The 18,055-nt window shown below is 62.3% G+C and carries 13 protein-coding genes; 8 read left to right on the top strand and 5 right to left on the bottom strand.

The genetic code is table 11. The annotated features are described in order from the left end of the window. The first annotated feature begins 73 nt into the window (after positions 1 to 73). Positions 74 to 895, top strand: a complete 822-nt coding sequence (locus OKQ63_RS20415; RefSeq protein ID WP_264211843.1) for an ABC transporter permease — start codon at positions 74 to 76, stop codon at positions 893 to 895. Continuing rightward, positions 892 to 1,497 (top strand): COG3650 family protein, encoded by a 606-nt coding sequence (locus OKQ63_RS20410; protein ID WP_264211842.1) that lies wholly within the window; start codon positions 892 to 894, stop codon positions 1,495 to 1,497. Before OKQ63_RS20415 ends, OKQ63_RS20410 begins: the two co-directional genes overlap by 4 nt. Before the next feature lie 90 nt (positions 1,498 to 1,587). Here OKQ63_RS20410 and OKQ63_RS20405 read toward each other — a convergent pair whose 3' ends face one another. After that, positions 1,588 to 2,190, bottom strand: coding sequence for an alpha-ketoglutarate-dependent dioxygenase AlkB family protein (locus tag OKQ63_RS20405; protein WP_264211841.1), 603 nt, complete (start codon positions 2,188 to 2,190; stop codon positions 1,588 to 1,590). A 214-nt stretch (positions 2,191 to 2,404) separates the two neighbouring features. On the opposite strand from OKQ63_RS20405, the gene dnaK reads away from it, so the two are divergent. The 3 genes from dnaK to radC all read left to right on the top strand — a co-directional run bounded on the left by dnaK (position 2,405) and on the right by radC (position 6,679). Next, a complete protein-coding gene (gene dnaK, locus OKQ63_RS20400; protein ID WP_264211840.1) occupies positions 2,405 to 4,327 on the top strand; it encodes a molecular chaperone DnaK in 1,923 nt (640 codons plus the stop codon). A 78-nt stretch (positions 4,328 to 4,405) separates the two neighbouring features. Beyond that, complete coding sequence (gene dnaJ / locus OKQ63_RS20395) at positions 4,406 to 5,563, top strand: molecular chaperone DnaJ (RefSeq protein WP_264211839.1); 1,158 nt, start codon at positions 4,406 to 4,408, stop codon at positions 5,561 to 5,563. Between the two features lie 351 nt (positions 5,564 to 5,914). Then, on the top strand, positions 5,915 to 6,679 hold the full coding sequence (gene radC, locus OKQ63_RS20390) for a RadC family protein (RefSeq protein WP_264211838.1): 765 nt from the start codon (positions 5,915 to 5,917) through the stop codon (positions 6,677 to 6,679). A 100-nt stretch (positions 6,680 to 6,779) separates the two neighbouring features. Here radC and OKQ63_RS20385 read toward each other — a convergent pair whose 3' ends face one another. The 3 genes from OKQ63_RS20385 to secA form a co-directional block, all read right to left on the bottom strand. Continuing rightward, positions 6,780 to 8,333 carry a phosphate ABC transporter substrate-binding/OmpA family protein gene (locus OKQ63_RS20385; RefSeq protein WP_264211837.1) on the bottom strand — a complete coding sequence of 518 codons (1,554 nt, stop codon included), beginning with the start codon at positions 8,331 to 8,333 and terminating at the stop codon, positions 6,780 to 6,782. A 23-nt stretch (positions 8,334 to 8,356) separates the two neighbouring features. Further along, positions 8,357 to 9,262 (bottom strand): hypothetical protein, encoded by a 906-nt coding sequence (locus tag OKQ63_RS20380; protein ID WP_264211836.1) that lies wholly within the window; start codon positions 9,260 to 9,262, stop codon positions 8,357 to 8,359. A 283-nt stretch (positions 9,263 to 9,545) separates the two neighbouring features. Next, positions 9,546 to 12,245 carry a preprotein translocase subunit SecA gene (gene secA / locus OKQ63_RS20375; RefSeq protein ID WP_264211835.1) on the bottom strand — a complete coding sequence of 900 codons (2,700 nt, stop codon included), beginning with the start codon at positions 12,243 to 12,245 and terminating at the stop codon, positions 9,546 to 9,548. A 177-nt stretch (positions 12,246 to 12,422) separates the two neighbouring features. Here secA and OKQ63_RS20370 point away from each other — a divergent pair, with 177 nt between their 5' ends. The 3 genes from OKQ63_RS20370 to mutT are packed head-to-tail and all read left to right on the top strand — an operon-like array spanning position 12,423 to position 14,898. Continuing rightward, positions 12,423 to 13,274, top strand: a complete 852-nt coding sequence (locus OKQ63_RS20370) for a peptidylprolyl isomerase (RefSeq protein WP_264211834.1) — start codon at positions 12,423 to 12,425, stop codon at positions 13,272 to 13,274. 2 nt (positions 13,275 to 13,276) lie between these two features. Beyond that, positions 13,277 to 14,503: a bifunctional glutamate N-acetyltransferase/amino-acid acetyltransferase ArgJ gene (argJ, locus tag OKQ63_RS20365; protein ID WP_264211833.1), complete on the top strand. Its 1,227-nt coding sequence runs from the start codon at positions 13,277 to 13,279 to the stop codon at positions 14,501 to 14,503. Continuing rightward, positions 14,500 to 14,898, top strand: coding sequence for an 8-oxo-dGTP diphosphatase MutT (gene mutT / locus OKQ63_RS20360; RefSeq protein ID WP_286672686.1), 399 nt, complete (start codon positions 14,500 to 14,502; stop codon positions 14,896 to 14,898). The genes argJ and mutT overlap by 4 nt, the downstream gene beginning before the upstream one ends. 666 nt (positions 14,899 to 15,564) lie before the next feature. On the opposite strand, the gene infB is transcribed toward mutT, so the two are convergent. After that, complete coding sequence (infB, locus tag OKQ63_RS20355; RefSeq protein WP_264211832.1) at positions 15,565 to 18,051, bottom strand: translation initiation factor IF-2; 2,487 nt, start codon at positions 18,049 to 18,051, stop codon at positions 15,565 to 15,567. Positions 18,052 to 18,055 lie beyond the last annotated feature (4 nt).

Below are 18,055 nucleotides of genomic sequence, written 5' to 3'. Positions count from 1 at the left end.
CTTGCCCCTTATGATGCGCTGATAACAGAACGGCAAGCAGCCGCATCATTATCGAGCAGAGAATGCAGGTCTCATGTTTCAGCAGCGCACCCAGCAATCCTGGATTTCCGGATTTCTCACCCTCGGCGAGGTGGTGTTCCACTCGGTGGTGCGAAGTGTCCGCTCGAAGCACAACAACGCATTCCTGGCCCTCGGGCTGAACATCCTGCAGGCGATCCTTTTTGTCGGGGCCTTTTATGCCATGTTCGCCCTGCTGGGCCTGCGCGGCTCCGCCATCCGTGGCGACTTCCTGCTCTATGTCATGTCCGGCATCTTCCTGTTCATGGTCCACACCAAGACTGTCGGCGCCGTTGCCGGCGCCGAAGGGCCCAGCAGCCCGATGATGCAGCATGCGCCGATGAACACGATGGTGGCCATTCTGTCCGCCGCAATTGGCGCCCTTTACATTCAGGTGCTGTCGCTGTTCATCATTCTGTTTGTCTATCACGTCGCCTTCACACCCGTGCATATCGAGCAACCGATACCGGCTTTCGGCATGGTCCTGCTGGCCTGGGTCACCGGCGTGGGTGTGGGGCTGGTGTTTCTTGTTCTGAAACCCTGGGCGCCCGGCCTGGTCAGCATCCTGACCATGGTCTATCAACGTGCCAACATGATTGCCTCGGGCAAGATGTTTCTGGCCAACACGCTGCCCAGTTTCATGCTGGCGATGTTCGACTGGAACCCGCTGTTTCACTGCATCGACCAGTCCCGCGGTTTCGTCTTCATCAACTACAACCCGCATTTCAGCTCCTGGCAGTATGCCGCCTGGGTGGCACTGGTACTGATCGTGATTGGCCTTATGGGTGAATTCTATACCCGCCGCCACGTTTCCATCAGCTGGAGCGCGCGGCGGTGAGGCAGCTTGCCCCAGCTGCGCTGTTCTGGTTGCTCAGCACCATCCTGCCTGCCCTTGCGCAGGATTACCCTGCGCTGTTTCAGGTTACCGGTGTTGCCGCAAATGACGTGCTGAACATCCGCAGCACACCGTCCGCCAGCTCTCCGGTCATCGGCGCCTATTCTCCGGATCAAAGCAGCATCGAGGTCGTGGCACCGGACGGTTCCGGCACATGGGGGCAAGTAAACACCGGCGAAACCTCTGGCTGGGTAGCCCTGCGCTATCTCACGCGTGAACAGGCCGTTTCGGAACACCTGCGCTCCGCTCCGTTTGCTTGCTTCGGCACCGAACCTTTCTGGTCCCTGAATGTCTCTCCTGGCGGCACGGCCAAGTTCTCCACGCCTGAAAGCGTCGGAACACTGGACACTGGCGAGCTGAAAACGGCCGCCGGACGGCTGGACCGTTACGTCCTTGGATTGGCCAGCGGACAGGCTGCCGTGATCAGGCACGAAACCTGCAGCGACGGCATGTCGGACCGGGTTTATGGCCTGTCAGCAGATCTCCTGCTGCAACAGGACGGTATTGAATTGCTATCCGGCTGCTGCTCCCTCGCCGAACGCTGAGGCATTGAAGCCAAAGCCGCAAAACGCTCCCCCAAGACTTTTCAAAAAGTCTTGGCAAAAGTTTTTCAAAACTTTTGCACCCCGCCAGCGTCACGTGACCACGCGAAGCGTCAGGTTGATCCGCCCGCCCTTCGGCAACAGCCGCGAGGACTTGAACCGGATCCGGTCCAGACCATGATAGGCAAGCCGTGCCTCGCCGCCCATCACCACCACGTCTCCCGAATTGAGCCAGACCGACTCGGTCTTGCCGCCGCGGGCACGGTTGCCGATACGGAACAGCCCGTCATCGCCCAAGGAGATGGACACCACGGGATAAGAGAAGTCCGCCTCGTCTCTGTCCTGGTGCAGCCCCATCCTGGCGCCCTCGCCGTAGTAGTTCAGCAGGCAGCAATCCGGCTGCCGTTCCAGCCTGGTCAGATCCCGCCAGACTTCCAGCACCGCCTCCGGGACCGCTGGCCAGTCCAGACCTGACGGGTGCTGCTGCGCGTAGCGGTAGCCGGAGGCATCGGAATACCAGCCGAACCGCCCGGCCGAGGTCATCCGAACCGACATCCGACCGCCGCCCGGCACCTTGGGCGAAAACAAGGGCGCCGCCTTCAGCACCGGCCGCAAGCTGCCGATCAGCGCGGCTTGCCGGGCCGGGTCCAGATACCCCTTGTGAACATCAAATCCGCGCACCTTCAGCAGAGTCATCGCCGTTCATCCATCCTTAACCATAGCCCTTGCAAAAAAGCGCATTGAATCGCGGTTCCGGGCGCCTCTGAGCGCTTGCAGGGTCGTTTTCTGCTCCCTATATACGCCGGGACGCGGCAAGGTGCAGACCAAACCGCAACTTCAATCGGGGCCGGGATGCCGCAACGGGTTCAGGCCTCGGGTAATCGCCTTGAGTAAAAGTAAGGGATCGAACATGAGCAAAGTTATCGGCATTGACCTGGGTACCACCAACTCCTGCGTGGCCATCATGGATGGCTCCCAGCCCCGCGTGATCGAAAACGCCGAGGGCGCGCGCACCACCCCGTCGATTGTCGCCTTCACCGACGACGAGCGCCTGGTCGGCCAGCCCGCCAAGCGCCAGGCGGTGACCAACCCGGACAACACCATTTTCGGCGTCAAGCGGCTGATCGGCCGCCGGTTCGACGACGCGGCCGTCGCCAAGGACAAGAAAATGGTGCCGTTCGCCATCGTCAACGGCGGCAACGGCGACGCATGGGTGGAAGCGAAGGGTGAGAAATACTCCCCGTCGCAAATCTCCGCCTTCACCCTGGGCAAAATGAAGGAAACTGCGGAATCCTACCTGGGCGAGGAAGTCACCCAGGCGGTGATCACCGTTCCGGCCTACTTCAACGACGCCCAGCGCCAGGCCACCAAGGACGCAGGCAAGATCGCCGGCCTCGAAGTACTGCGCATCATCAACGAGCCGACCGCGGCGGCGCTGGCCTATGGACTCGATAAGGAAGACACCCAGACCATCGCGGTTTATGACCTCGGCGGCGGCACCTTCGACGTCACCATCCTGGAAATCGACGACGGCCTGTTCGAAGTGAAGTCGACCAACGGCGACACCTTCCTGGGCGGCGAAGACTTCGACATGCGCATCGTCAACTACCTGGCGGACCAGTTCAAAAAGGAAAACGGCGTCGATCTCAGCAAGGACAAGATGGCTCTGCAGCGCCTGAAAGAGGCGGCTGAAAAAGCCAAGATCGAGCTGTCCTCCACCTCGCAGACCGAAATCAACCAGCCGTTCATCTCGATGGACCCGTCCTCGGGCCAGCCGCTGCACATGGTGATGAAGCTGACCCGCGCCAAGCTGGAAAGCCTGGTCTCCGACCTGATCAAGCGTTCGATGGACCCGTGCAAGGCTGCGCTGAAGGACGCAGGCCTGTCCGCTTCCGACATTGACGAAGTGGTCCTGGTCGGCGGCATGACCCGGATGCCGAAAGTCATCGAAGAGGTGACCAAGTTCTTCGGCAAGGAGCCGCACAAGGGCGTGAACCCGGATGAGGTGGTTGCCATGGGTGCGGCCATCCAGGCCGGCGTTCTGCAGGGCGACGTCAAGGACGTGGTGCTGCTCGACGTGACCCCGCTGTCGCTCGGCATCGAAACCCTCGGCGGCGTCTTCACCCGCCTGATCGACCGCAACACCACCATCCCGACCAAGAAGAGCCAGGTGTTCTCGACCGCGGAAGACAACCAGAACGCCGTGACCATCCGCGTGTTCCAGGGCGAGCGTGAAATGGCGGCCGACAACAAGATGCTCGGCCAGTTCAACCTCGAGGAAATCCCGCCGGCACCACGCGGCATGCCGCAGATCGAAGTGACCTTTGACATCGACGCCAACGGCATCGTGTCGGTCGGCGCCAAGGACAAGGCGACCGGCAAGGAACAGCAGATCACCATCCAGGCATCGGGCGGCCTGTCGGACGAGGACATCGAAAAGATGGTCAAGGACGCCGAGGAGAACGCCGAGGCCGACAAGGAACGCCGCGAGCTGATCGAAGCCAAGAACCAGGCCGAATCGCTGATCCACTCCACCGAGAAATCGGTGGAAGAGCATGGCGACAAGGTCGACCCCTCCACCGTCGAGGTGATCGAACTGGCCGTGGCTGCGCTGAAAGACGAACTGGAGAACGAGAAATCGACTGCCGAGAAGATCAAGTCCGGCATCCAGAACGTGACCGAAGCCGCCATGAAACTGGGCGAAGCGATCTACAAGGCGCAAGCTGAAGCGGATAGCGAAGACGAACCTGCAGCCGCTGACGAGGCCGCCGGCCCGGCGGATGACGATATCGTTGACGCGGAATTCGAAGACCTGGACAACGACAAGCGCTAACGCCTGATACTCAGGCCATAGCGGGCCGGTCCGGACCCCGGACCGGCCCATTTTCGTTGGGGCAGATGGGGTTATCCGATGTCAAAACGCGACTACTACGACGTTCTGGGCGTGGCCAAAGGTGCCACCGCAGACGAAATCAAAAAGGGCTTTCGCAAGAAGGCCAAGGAACTGCATCCCGACCGGAATTCCGATAATCCGAACGCAGAGGCGCAGTTCAAGGAAGCCAACGAGGCTTATGACGTCCTCAAGGATGCCGAGAAGAAGGCAGCCTATGACCGCTTTGGCCATGCCGCCTTTGAAAACGGCATGGGCGGTGGCCAGCGCGGCGGGCAAGGCCAGGGCTTTGGCGGCGGCGACTTCTCCTCCGCCTTCTCAGATGTCTTCGACGACCTGTTCGGCGACTTCATGGGCGGCCAGCGCGGCGGCGGCGGGCGGCAGCGGGCCTCCCGCGGGGCCGATCTGCGGTATAATCTGCGGGTCTCGCTGGAAGACGCCTTTGGCGGGTTGCACAAGACGATCAAGGTCCCGACCTCGGTCTCCTGCACCTCCTGCGAGGGCACCGGTGCCGAAGGCGGGGTGGAACCAACCACCTGTCCGACATGCTCCGGCATGGGCAAGGTGCGCGCGCAGCAGGGCTTCTTCACTGTTGAACGCACCTGCCCGACCTGCTCGGGCCTGGGCCAGATCATCAAGAACCCGTGCAAATCCTGCCACGGCCACGGCCGGGTGGAAAAGGACCGCTCGCTGTCGGTGAACATCCCGGCAGGCGTGGAAACCGGCACCCGCATCCGCCTCGCCGGCGAAGGCGAAGCCGGCCTGCGCGGCGGCCCTCCGGGCGACCTCTACATCTTTGTCGAGGTTGGTCCGCACAGCCTGTTTGAACGTGACGGCAACAACCTCTATTGCCGCGTGCCGGTCAGCATGGCCAAGGCTGCACTCGGCGGCTCCATCGAGGTGCCGACCATCGACGGCGGCCGCGGCAGGGTGCAGATCCCCGAAGGCAGCCAGTCCGGCCGCCAGATGCGCCTGCGCGGCAAGGGGATGCCGGCACTGCGCGGCGGTGCCACCGGCGACATGTTCATCGAACTGGCGGTGGAAACCCCGGTCAACCTCACCGCGCGCCAGAAGGAACTTCTGCGCGAGTTCGAGGAAATGTCCGAGGACAACACCAACCCCGAATCGCGCAGCTTCTTCTCTTCGGTGAAAAGCTTCTGGGATGGAATGAAGGGGTGAGGAACACCCTGAAAACCATCCCGTGGATGGTTTTCAGCGACGAACGGGCGTTGCACCGGATTTTGCTGCAACCAGCTCACTCAAAAGCGCCCTCCAACCGGGGCGCTTTTCTTTTACCCCGGCCCGGTGGCGCTTTGGCTGCCTCTGGAGCACTCACTTACCGTGGATGTGCTTGGCCGGAATAATGCGGGCTCCAAAAACGAAGCAGCGCCACCCCGCGGGCAACCGCTGCCCCTCCTCTCACGCCGCACTGCAGTGGTGCATAGGGGGCACGCATGCCGCCCCCACTCTGCCGCCGCGTCGCGGCGTACGTTAACACTTCCTCAACCAAGGTGGCGGCACCATGGCGCCATGGCACAGGGCCCCTCATTTCAGGACATCTCCCTGCCGTTGTTTCCGGACAGCGGCGAAGCGCCTGCGGCCCCGCTCTCCCCCGGCCGCCTGCCGTCCTACATCAAGGACCATCGCGCCCGCTTGCGCGACCGTTTCATGCAGGGCGGCGCCGCAGCGATGCCGGATTACGAGCTGCTGGAACTGGTCTTGTTCCGCTCGATCCCCCGCCGGGATGTAAAACCTCTGGCCCGGCAACTGCTTGACGCATTTGGTGATTTCAACCGCGTGGTTGCGGCTTCACCGGAACGGCTGGCACAGGTCAAAGGTGTCGGCGACGCAGTGATAACAGACCTCAAGGTGCTGGAAGCAGCCGCCCACCGGATGGCCCGCGCCCGGGTGCTGCAACGGCAGGTCATCGCCAGCTGGGACGCGCTCCTGGACTATTGCCATACCACCATGGCCCACCGCGAAACCGAACAATTCCGCATTCTCTTCCTGGACCGCAAGAATGTGCTGATCGCCGACGAGGAACAGGCCCGCGGCACCGTCGACCACGTCCCCGTCTACCCGCGCGAAGTCGCCAAGCGGGCGCTGGAACTAAATGCCAGCGCCTTGATCCTGGTCCATAACCACCCTTCCGGTGACCCGACCCCGTCGGACAGTGACATCACCATGACCGACCAGATTCAAGCCGCCCTCACGGCCCTTGGAATCATCCTGCACGACCATCTGATCATCGGCAAATCCACCGAGCTCAGCTTTCGCGCTCACGGGTACCTTTAACGCCGCCGCACCGCACGCCCGTGCGGTGCATCGCCCAAGGGTTTGCAGGGCATCTTTGATGCCATGCCAAACGCGCGGGAGCCCGCCGCTGCCGCAGGGCCTAACGCACCCAGACCTCAACGCGCCGGTTGATCTGACGGCCCCATTCGCTGTCGTCGCAGGCCATCGGCAGCGCCTCTCCAAAACCTTCAGTGCGGATCTCTACCCGGCTGACGTCCGCCGTCTCCGCTGCCCTGATCACCGCCTCCCGCACCGCACCGGCCCGCTTCAACGCAATCTGCCGATTGCCCTCCGCCGGTCCGACACCATCGGAAAATCCTGCAAACACAAGGACCTTGGCGTCAAACTCCCCGGCTTCCAGCGCCCGGGCCAGCTGTTCGATATTGCTGCGCGACTGCGCATCGGGGCGCGCGGATCCCGGCTCGAAACGGAATGAGACCGTCAGCCGGCGCATGCCACCCAACGTTTCCACCAGACGTTGCAGTTCTGACAGTCCCGAATTCCGGTCCGCGGCCAATATCGCATTGGCCAGGCGGCTGCCCTGGCGGCTGACCGGAATCAGTTCCGGTGCCTGATCCACGAAACCTGCCCGGCGGATCACGGCCTGCGCGGCGGGCCCGCGCACATAGGCCAGGAAATCCCGCGCCACCTTGGGCAGCCGGCGGGCCGGCAGGTAAAGGAACATGGGAACCGTCAGCGGATAATCCTCGGTCTTTACCGCCCAGCGATTGGCCTGCAGCGAAAATCCGCACGTCCCTGTCAGCGTCAGAACCCGCGCCGCTCCCTTTTCGGCATAGCTGGCAATGCCGATTGCAAACGGATCTATCAGAACCCGGCGGACCAATGTGCTGCTGCGATCGTGGCGGCGGATTTCAGCTGATAGACCAGCCCCGAAAGGCACCATCAGCTTGTCCTCGACAGCCTGGGCAAGACCGGAACCGGACACCGGCATATGCATCGAAATCGGCGCATCAGGACCGTCAAGCTGCTGCCAATTGGTGATCTGGCCGGAAAATATCCCGGCAAGCTGCTGCAAGGAAATATCCCGGACCGGGTTGCTTGGCGCCACCACAGGCACGAAGGCGTCCAATGCCAGCACCCGGCTGCGGCCCGGTCCGGTCAGATCACCCAGCCCTGCTGCACGGGCGGCCTTTTGCTCGAGCGGCCGAATTTCCCGCAGGGCCATCGCCACATCCGCTTCATCCGCGACAAGCGCCGCGAACCCGGCGTCAGTATTGCTGGCCGCAAAGGTGAACCTCGCGGCCGGCTTCTGCCCGCGCAGCAGGACATGGCTGAAATTCCCCTCTGGCAGCGGTTCCCGGCGGGTCTGATAGCCATTGCGCAGCGCAAAGCCTTCTATCAGTGCGGGCAGCAGCACTTCGGACATGGCAGAGGAACCCGCCAGGGTGATCTCCGCAACAAAGCCGGACAGGCTGGGGCAGCCTGGTCCATCGCAAGTAACGCCTGAACCATCGACGGTGAGTTCGCCGAATTGGGTTTCCACCCGGTAAAATTCGCCATCGAAACCCAGCAGAGTGCCAGTGATCTCAACAGCACCATCTGGGGAAGACAGGGTGACATCCTGAGCGGCAAGCCCGCGCGCCAAAGCTGCCAGAAAAAGTGCGGCGCAAACGGCCGCACGAAAGAAGGTCATGTTGATACCTGAAGTTACCGCAATCAGTTGGCGGCGATTTTCAGGTCTTCCACCAGATTATTCAACACCAGAAAGCTGCCCAGAGCCTCGCAATCGGGCATCGCCAGCACCAGATCCCGGTTGCTGAGCTGCCCGCCGCGCAGTTGCAGCGCCTGGGCAGAGATATCGCGCCCGCAATTGATGCCGGTCACCTCGGCCTCAGCGGTCAGGGACACGATGCCGGATCGGCCCGGCAGTCTGACGGGCAGGCTGTATATCTCGACAACACGCGGCGCCAGCAGGCTGTCGTCGCCCAAACGCACAACCTGCCCGGCACCGGCCTTGGCTGCTGCCCCGTGCCAGACGTGGCCTGAATTTCCGTAGGCTGCGCCGAACTCCCGGGCGTGGAGTTCGAATCCGCTGTTGCCGCTCCATTGCAGGACCACGCGCTCGATCGCCTCCAGCCCGTCCACTTCAGCGACAGCGACAGCACCGCTGCCGCTTGCGGTCTCGGCGATGAAAACGGCTGTGCGCGCCAGCGCGGGGATCATAGCTGAATACTGTCCGGTATCGTCGAGTGCGGCAGTAAAGGACATGCCGCTGTGATGCACGGTCAAGCGCTCGTTGGCCCGGCAGGAAGCCTTGACGGACAAGCTGACCATAGCCAAGGCGGCCGCCTTGGCCGTGGCAGCCATCCGGCAGGTGGCCGGCGGCGCAATCTCGGCCGACTGACGTTCCGGCTCCGCCCGGGCCGTTTCAGGCGGCGCCGAAGTCAAAGTGATTTTTTCGATCAGCAACTGCGCCGCTTCCGGTTCACCCGGAAGTTCCGGATCAGCCGCTGCGGTTGACCTGGCCAGCCAGCCGGAACCCGAGGTCTGCATGAAAAACCCGATTCCCAGAGCGCACGCCAGCGTCATTCCGCTTGTCAGCATTGCCTGTTTGCTCAGCATGAGATCCTCCTGAACCTGCTTGGTTGAGGAAGCCTGCCCGGAAATGCCGGCCAGTTTGTGGCCGCCAGCTGAACAAAATCCGGCAATTGCGGCAACCCCGCCACTTTGGTTGCGCACCGGGAAACAATCCCGGGGACACTTTCGTGCCCGCGGGCGTCCTGGCCGCACCGGCAGCCCCCAATGGCAGCGGTCTTTGCAAAAATACCGCTGCCGCGCGGCAGGTCATCCGGCCGTGCAGGGCGCAGGCCCCGGGAGACCGGGCTCTGCCTTGGCAAAAAGGATATCAGGCGTGGCTGCCATGGCAGTGCTTGAACTTCTTGCCCGAGCCGCAAGGGCATTTGTCGTTGCGCGAGGGGTTGCCCCAGGTTGACGGATCATCCTCGGCAAACCCCGGAGCAGCATCCCCTGCCGCTGCTTCAGCAAGTGCGGGCTGGGCAGCCATCTGTTGCATGGCGGCCTGGCGGGCTGCCATCTCCATCAGCATCTGCTGCTGCTCTTCCTCGGTCATCGGGCGCACGCGGCTGAGTTGCCGGGAGACTTCTTCACGCAAGGAGTCGAGCATGCTTTCAAACAGCTGGAAGCTTTCGTTTTTGTACTCATTGAGCGGATCTCGCTGCGCGTAGCCGCGGAAGCCCACAACCGAGCGCAGATGTTCCAGCGTCAGCAGATGCTCGCGCCAATTCTTGTCAATTGTCTGCAGCAGCACCTGTTTTTCGATGTTGCGCATATTTTCCGGCCCGAACGCCGCGGCCTTTTCCGCCATCATCTTATCGGATGCTTCCACCAGGCGCTCGCGGATCTGTTCGTCATCGACGCCTTCCTCGGCAGCCCATTCGGCCACCGGCGCATCGATCGACAGCATCTCGCGCACCTGCTCCTGCAGCCCTGCGGTGTCCCACTGGTCGGCGTAGGTCTTGGGCGGCATATGGGTATCGAGCAGGTCGTCGATCACCTCGTGGCGCATGTCGTCGACGATCTCGGACAGGTCCTCGGCGGCCATGATCTCGCGGCGCTGGCTGAAGATCACCCTGCGCTGGTCGTTCATCACGTCGTCGAACTTCAGCACGTTCTTGCGCATGTCGAAGTTGCGGCCTTCGACCTTGGCCTGGGCGCGCTCCAGCGACTTGTTCACCCAAGGGTGAATGATCGCCTCGCCCTCCTTCATGCCCAGTGACGACAGCAGCTTGTCCAGCCGCTCGGAGCCGAAGATCCGCATCAGGTCGTCTTCGAGGCTGAGGTAGAAACGGGTACGGCCCGGGTCGCCCTGTCGGCCGGAACGGCCGCGCAGCTGGTTGTCGATGCGGCGGCTTTCATGGCGTTCGGAGGCCATCACGAAGAGACCGCCGGCATCCAGTACCTTCTGTTTCTCTTCGGCGTGCTTGGCTTCTTCAGCCGCCCGCAGCTCTGCCGGATCAGCCTCCGGGCTTGCTGCCAATGCCTCCAGCACTTTCATCTCGACGTTGCCGCCCAGCTGAATATCGGTGCCGCGGCCGGCCATGTTGGTGGCGATAGTGACCGCGCCATGGCGTCCGGCATCGGCAACGATCTGCGCTTCCTGCTCGTGGTGGCGGGCGTTCAGCACGTTGTGCGGGATGCCTTCCTGCTCCAGCATCTGGCTCAGCAGTTCGGATTTCTCGATCGAGGTGGTGCCCAGCAGGACCGGCTGGCCTTTTTCGTGCGCCACCTTGGCTTCCTTGATCATCGCCTCGTATTTCTCGCGGGCGGTGCGGTAAACCTGATCGTCCTCATCCACCCGCGCAATCGGGCGGTTAGTCGGCACCTCGACCACTCCCAGACCATAGATCTCGGCAAATTCCTCAGCCTCGGTCATCGCGGTGCCGGTCATGCCCGACAGCTTGTCGTAAAGGCGGAAGTAATTCTGGAAAGTGACGGAGGCCAGCGTGGTATTTTCCGGCTGGATCTGCACTTCTTCCTTGGCCTCGATGGCCTGGTGCAGCCCTTCGGACAGACGGCGGCCCGGCATCATCCGGCCGGTGAATTCGTCGATCAGCACCACCTGGCCATCGCGGACGATATAGTCCTTGTCACGCTGGAACAGCTTGTGGGCACGCAGCGCCTGGTTCACGTGGTGGACAACGGTGGTGCTTTCCGGATCGTAAAGAGAAGCCTCTTGTTCCAGCAGCCCCTGCTCGCGCAGCGTCTGCTCCAGATACTCGTTGCCGTCCTCGGTAAAGGTCACGCCGCGGGTCTTCTCGTCGATCTCGTAGTGCTCCTCCGCCAGCAGCGGGATCACCTTGTCGATGGTGGAATAGAGGTCAGAGCGGTCTTCGGCCGGACCGGAGATGATCAGCGGGGTGCGGGCCTCGTCGATCAGGATCGAGTCCACCTCGTCGACGATGGCAAAGTTGTGCTGCTTCTGGAACACCTGGTCCAGCGACGGCTTCATGTTGTCGCGCAGATAGTCAAAACCCAGTTCGTTGTTGGTGGCATAGGTGACGTCGCTGTTATAGGCAGCCATTTTTTCGGCGTCGGCCTGGCCGGACCAGATCACCCCGGTGGTCATGCCGAGCTGGGCAAACACCTTGCCCATCCATTCGCTGTCGCGCTTGGCCAGGTATTCGTTCACTGTGACCACATGCACGCCCTTGCCGGTCAGCGCGTTCAGATAGGCCGGAAAGGTCGCGACCAGGGTCTTGCCCTCGCCTGTCTTCATCTCGGATATGTTGCCCTGATGCAGGAACACGCCGCCCATCAGCTGGGTATCAAAGGCCCGCAGACCCAGCGCCCGCTTGGCCGCTTCGCGCACGTTGGCAAAGGCTTCGGGCAGCAGCGCGTCCAGGCTCTCGCCGCCCAAGGCGCGCCTGCGCAGCTCTTCGGTCTTGCCGGTCAGGTCTTCATCGCTGAGCTTCGCGAACTCCTCCTCCAGCGCGTTGATCTGTGCAATCAGCGGCCGTGTCGCCTTGACTTTACGGTCGTTCGGTGTGCCGAAAACCTTTTTGGCGATTGTTCCGAAACCCAGCATGTTTTCTCCAGCAATCCTATGTCCGGCCTGTGCATCGGGCAGGCTTGCCCGCCGTGTCCGCAACCCATAAACAATGGGGGAAAGACGATCCTGCCAATGGCCTCAAGGCGATGTAAGCGGCAGGGTATAGAGTGTCAACGGCAGGCCCCCTTGCGGCCAGGGAATAGGAAGGTTTCAATGCGTAAAGGTATCACTTTTCTGCGCAGCATGGCAGTGGCGGCTTTTGCCGCTATGCCACTGGCGGCAGCAGCAGCGCCCCATGCCAATACGGTGGTGGCCTCAGTCAATGGCGAGGAAATCACCATCGGCCATATGATCATGGCACGCGAAAACCTGCCGGCGCAGTACAAGCAGCTGCCCGATGACGTGCTGTTCAATGCGATCCTCGATCAGCTGGTGCAGCAAACGGCGCTGAAGCAGCAGCTGCACGGCGAGGTACCGCACTATGTGCAGCTTTCGGTCGAAAACGAAAAACGCGCCATGCTCGCTGCAAGCGTGATCGAGACGGTCATGGACAAAGCCAGCAGCGAGGACCAGCTGCGCACCGCATATGACGAGAAATATTCTTCAGGCGATGGCGGTGACGAATTCCATGCGGCCCACATCCTGGTCGAAAGCGAAGAAGACGCGCTGGACGTCAAGAAGGAGCTGGACGCCGGCGCCGATTTCGCAACGCTTGCCAAGGAGAAATCCACCGGACCCTCCGGCCCCAGCGGCGGTGACCTGGGCTGGTTCACCACCGGCCGCATGGTCCCGGAATTTGAAGACGCAGTTCTGAGCCTTAAATCGGGTGAGGTGTCCGGCCCGATCCAGACCCAATTCGGCTGGCATATCATCCTTCTGAACGAACGCCGGAAAACCGAAGCGCCCGAGTTTGAGGACGTGCGCACCGAGTTGGCCGACGAACTGCGCCAGAAGGCGGTGGAGGAACGGGTGAATGAGCTGACTGCCGCCTCTGAAATCGAACGGCCCGACATCGAGGACCTCGATCCGGCCATTCTCCAAGACCTGAGCCTGGTAAGGAACTGATCATGGCAAAATCCATGCCCGTCTCGCCGCTTGCACCTGCCGGTTTCCCCGATCTTCCGGTGATCAAAGGTGTGCGCTTTGCCTCTGCCTCCGCCGGTGTCAAATACCAAGGCCGGACTGACGTGATGCTGGCGGTGATGGATCCTGGCACCTCGGTGGCCGGTGTCTTCACCCGCTCCAAGACCCGCTCTGCTCCGGTGCTGGACTGCCAGGCCAAGCTGGGCGGTGCCGCGGATGCCGGTGCAGCCATCCTGGTGAATTCAGGCAATTCCAACGCCTTTACCGGCCATTACGGGCAAACATCCGTGGCAGAGATCACCGCAGCTGTCGCGGCAGAAACCCGCGTCCCGGCTGAGCGTGTTTTCACTGCCTCCACCGGCGTTATCGGCGAACCGCTTCCGCATGACCGCATCGTGGACAAGATCGGCAGCCTGAACGGTGCCTTGGATGAAGGCGCACTGGAAGGTGCCGCCAAGGCAATCATGACCACCGACACCTTCGCCAAAGGCGCCAGTGCCACCGTCGAGATTGATGGCAAGACCGTCAAGATCGCCGGCATCGCCAAGGGCTCGGGCATGATCGCGCCGGATATGGCGACGATGCTGGTCTATATCTTCACCGATGCCAAGGTCGAACAAGCGGCGCTGCAGGCGCAACTGGCGGAGATCTGCAACCGGACCTTCAACTGCATCACCGTGGACAGCGACACTTCGACCTCGGACAGCCTGATGCTGTGCGCGACTGGCGCCTCGGGCGTGGATGCCACCGGCAACGCGGAATTTGCAGCAGGGCTGGAGAAGGTCATGCTGGACCTGTCGCACCAGGTGGTGCGGGATGGCGAAGGCGCAACCAAGTTTGTGGAAATCCAGGTCACTGGCGCTGCTTCGGACGCGGATGCCAAGGTGCATGGCATGGCGATTGCCAACTCACCGCTGGTGAAAACCGCGATTGCCGGCGAGGACCCGAACTGGGGCCGCGTGGTGATGGCAATCGGCAAGTCCGGCGCGGCAGCGGACCGGGATCTGCTGTCGATCTCATTCGGCGATGTGCTGGTGGCCGAAAAAGGCTGGGTCTCGCCCGCCTACAAGGAAGAGCTGGGCGCTGCAGAGATGAAGAAGCAGGAAATCACCATCAAGGTGGACCTGGGCCTTGGCAGCGGTCTGGCCACTGTCTGGACCTGCGATCTGACGCACCAGTACATCTCCATCAACGCGGACTACCGGTCGTGAAGGTTGTTTTGGTTTCCGCCGTCGCGCTCATCGACGTGGACGGGCGCGTGCTGCTGGCGCAGCGCCCCGAGGGCAAGTCGATGGCCGGCCTGTGGGAGTTTCCCGGCGGCAAGGTCGAGCCGGGCGAAACACCGGAGGCGGCGCTGATCCGCGAGCTGCACGAGGAACTGGGGATCGGCACCTGGGCGTCCTGTCTGGCACCACTGACGTTTGCCAGCCACGCCTACGAGGATTTCCACCTGCTGATGCCGCTGTTTGCCTGCCGCAAATGGGAGGGCATCCCGCAGGCCCGCGAAGGCCAGACACTGAAGTGGGTCCGCCCGCAGGATCTGCGCGACTATCCTATGCCGCCTGCCGATATCCCGCTGATCCCAATTCTGCGCGACTGGCTTTGATTGCTTCCGCGTCCCCAAGCATGCGGGGACGCGGCAATCCTGGATTTGATTTTCGCTGCTTTGCCGGGCATTTAACTCCCCCGGAAGGACTGCGTGAACACTTTGTTAATCATTCTGCTCAAGCATGAAGGTACGAACGAAACGTACCACTCAGAATTGCAGCAGGGCGGATAAGACCATGCTTAGAACAATCGCAATAGGCAGTTTCTCTCTGGTTCAGGGCATTTTCATACGGGCACTCCCGGACGGGAAAATAGCGGTGCGGGTAGGCAAAAAAACATATGAAGGCCGACCAGTGCCATCAGTTGCCTGAGCCGCCACTCACGTAAGTCAGGCAAGGAAGGGGCAGCCGCATGGGCTGCCCTTTCGCCGTACCCGCGATTATGATCGGCATCGCACAGCAAACGCACCTGAAGAATGGGACACCCCCTCCTCTTGCCGCCGGAATCCGCCTTATTGTCAGCTGATTTTTGCCGCGCTCCGTTGGTATGATCAACCTGCAGCAGCGAAGGGCCTGCGTTGTGAAAACCGCTGCGACGGCATCCAGCGCAAACGCTTCGTCAGCTGCTGCACGAGATTGCACACGCCCGCTCTGCCCCGCAGACGCAAGAAAACAGGCCCTGGCAGCTGTGCCAGGGCCTGTTTTTCATCGCAAGTCCGTAAAAGTCAGTCCAGCGTGCGGGTGACTTCTTCACGCTCGAATATTTCGATAACGTCGTTCGGGCGGACATCGTCGTAGTTCTCAAACGCCATGCCGCATTCCTGACCGGATTGAACTTCGGACACTTCGTCCTTGAAGCGCTTCAGGGTCTTCAGCGTGCCTTCGTGGATCACCACGTTGTCGCGCAGCAGGCGCACGCCGGCCGAGCGGCGGGCAATGCCTTCGGTGACCAGACAGCCGGCAACTTTGCCAACGCCGGTGACCTTGAAGACTTCCTTGATCTGAGCGTAGCCGATGAAGTTCTCGCGGATCTCCGCCGACAGCAGACCGGAGGCCGCCGCCTTCACGTCATCCACCAGATCGTAGATCACCGAATAGTAGCGGATCTCGACGCTCTTCTGGTTGGCCGTGTTGCGGGCCGAGGCATTGGCCCGGACGTTGAAGCCCATGATCGGCGCACCGGAAGCTTCGGCAAGACCAACATCGGTTTCGGTGATAGCACCAACGCCCGAATGCAGCACGCGCACGCGCACTTCGTCATTGCCGATCTTCTCCATCGCCTGAACAATGGCTTCGGCGGAGCCCTGCACGTCAGCCTTGACCAGGATCGGCAGCTCGGAGACATTTTCGTCTTCCTTGGCCTTGGCCATCAGCTGTTCCAGCGTGGTCGCGGCACCGGCAGCGGCGCGCTTGTCCTTGGCGGCCTGCTCACGGTAGGCGGCGATCTCGCGGGCCTGCGCTTCGGTTTCGGTCACGTTCAGAACGTCGCCTGCCTCCGGAGTGCCGTTGAGGCCCAGGACCTCGACCGGGACCGAGGGGCCTGCCTCCTGCACGCGCTCGCCCTTGTCGTTGATCAGCGCACGGACCTTGCCGTATTGCTCACCCACAACAAAGATGTCGCCCTGGCGCAGGGTGCCGGTTTGAACCAGAACAGTTGCCACGGGGCCGCGGCCCACATCCAGCTGCGCCTCGATCACGGCGCCTTGGGCGGCGCGGTCGGGGTTGGCTTTCAGTTCCAGGATTTCCGCTTGCAGCGCAATGGCTTCCAGCAGTTCGTCCAAGCCCTGGCCAGTGACGGCGGAAACTTCGACGTCCTGCACTTCGCCGGACATGGCTTCCACAACCACTTCGTGCTGCAGCAGGTCGGTGCGGACCTTGGTCGGGTCTGCGGCCGGCTTGTCGATCTTGTTGATCGCCACGATCATCGGAACCTGCGCCGCCTTGGCATGGTTGATCGCCTCGACGGTCTGCGGCATCACCGCGTCGTCTGCGGCGACAACCAGAACCACGATATCGGTCACCTGCGCACCGCGCGAACGCATCGAGGTAAAGGCCGCGTGGCCCGGCGTATCCAGGAAGCTCAGCACGGTGCCGCTTTCGGTCTTCACCTGATAAGCACCGATGTGCTGGGTAATGCCGCCGGCTTCGCCCGCCACAACACGGGCATCGCGGATCGCATCCAGCAACGAGGTCTTGCCGTGGTCGACGTGGCCCATGATGGTAATGACGGGCGGACGCGGCTTCAGATCCTCTTCCTTGTCCTCGACCTCCTTGATCACGTCTTCGACGTCGGAGTCGGACACCCGGACCACTTTGTGGCCGAATTCTTCGATGATCAGTTCGGCAGTGTCAGCGTCGATGGTCTGGTTCTGAGTGACCATCATGCCCATGTTCATCAGCGATTTGACAACCTCGCCAACCCGCTCCGCCATACGGTTGGCGAGCTCCGAAACCACAATGGCTTCAGGCAGCTGGACATCACGGATGACCTTTTCGCGCTCGACCTGGCCGCCCATGGCCTTTTGCCGGGCACGTTCCTGCTTGCGCTTCATCGACGCCATCGAGCGCTGGCGGTTGCCACCGCCGCCGGTCGCCTGGCCCAGAGTCAGCTTGCCCGCCCGGCGCCCGTCGTCCTGGCCCTTGCCACGGTTCTGGCGCTGCTCGCGCTCACGGTCCGCCTTGCGCGGAGCCGCAGCGGGGGCCGGTTTGCTCGGAGCCGGGCGTTCTGTGCGCGGTGCATCCTTGACCGGAGCAGCCGCGGCGGCTGCGGCCCGTTCGCTCGCAACTTCGGCTTCGCGCTTCTTGCGCTCTTCTTCTTCGGCCTTCGCCTTGGCGCGCTCTTCGGCTTCGCGCTGCTCGCGCTCCTTGGCTTCCGCCTCGGCACGGCGGCGGTTGCGCTCTTCTTCACGCGCTTTTTCTTCCGCGGCCCGGGCAGCCGCTTCTTCGGCCTCACGGGCCTTGGCAGCTTGCAGCGCTTTCAGGCGGCGCTCCATCTCTGCGTCACTGATGCCGGCAGGCCGGCGCGATCCGGATGAGGAAGGCGCAGCACCGCCGCCGCCCTTGGCCGCACCCGGCTTGGGAACCACAACGCGTTTGCGCTTGGTTTCCACCACGACATTCTTGGTCCGTCCGTGGCTGAAACTCTGTTTCACGTTCCCCGGACGGGAACCCCCACGCAGACCCAGTGTCTTTTTGCCGTCACTATCGCTCATAAAG

Source organism: Leisingera thetidis (assembly GCF_025857195.1).
Taxonomy (GTDB): domain Bacteria; phylum Pseudomonadota; class Alphaproteobacteria; order Rhodobacterales; family Rhodobacteraceae; genus Leisingera; species Leisingera thetidis.
The sequence above is the reverse complement of the archived record's forward strand: the minus strand, read 5'-3'. Positions and strand labels throughout refer to the sequence as shown.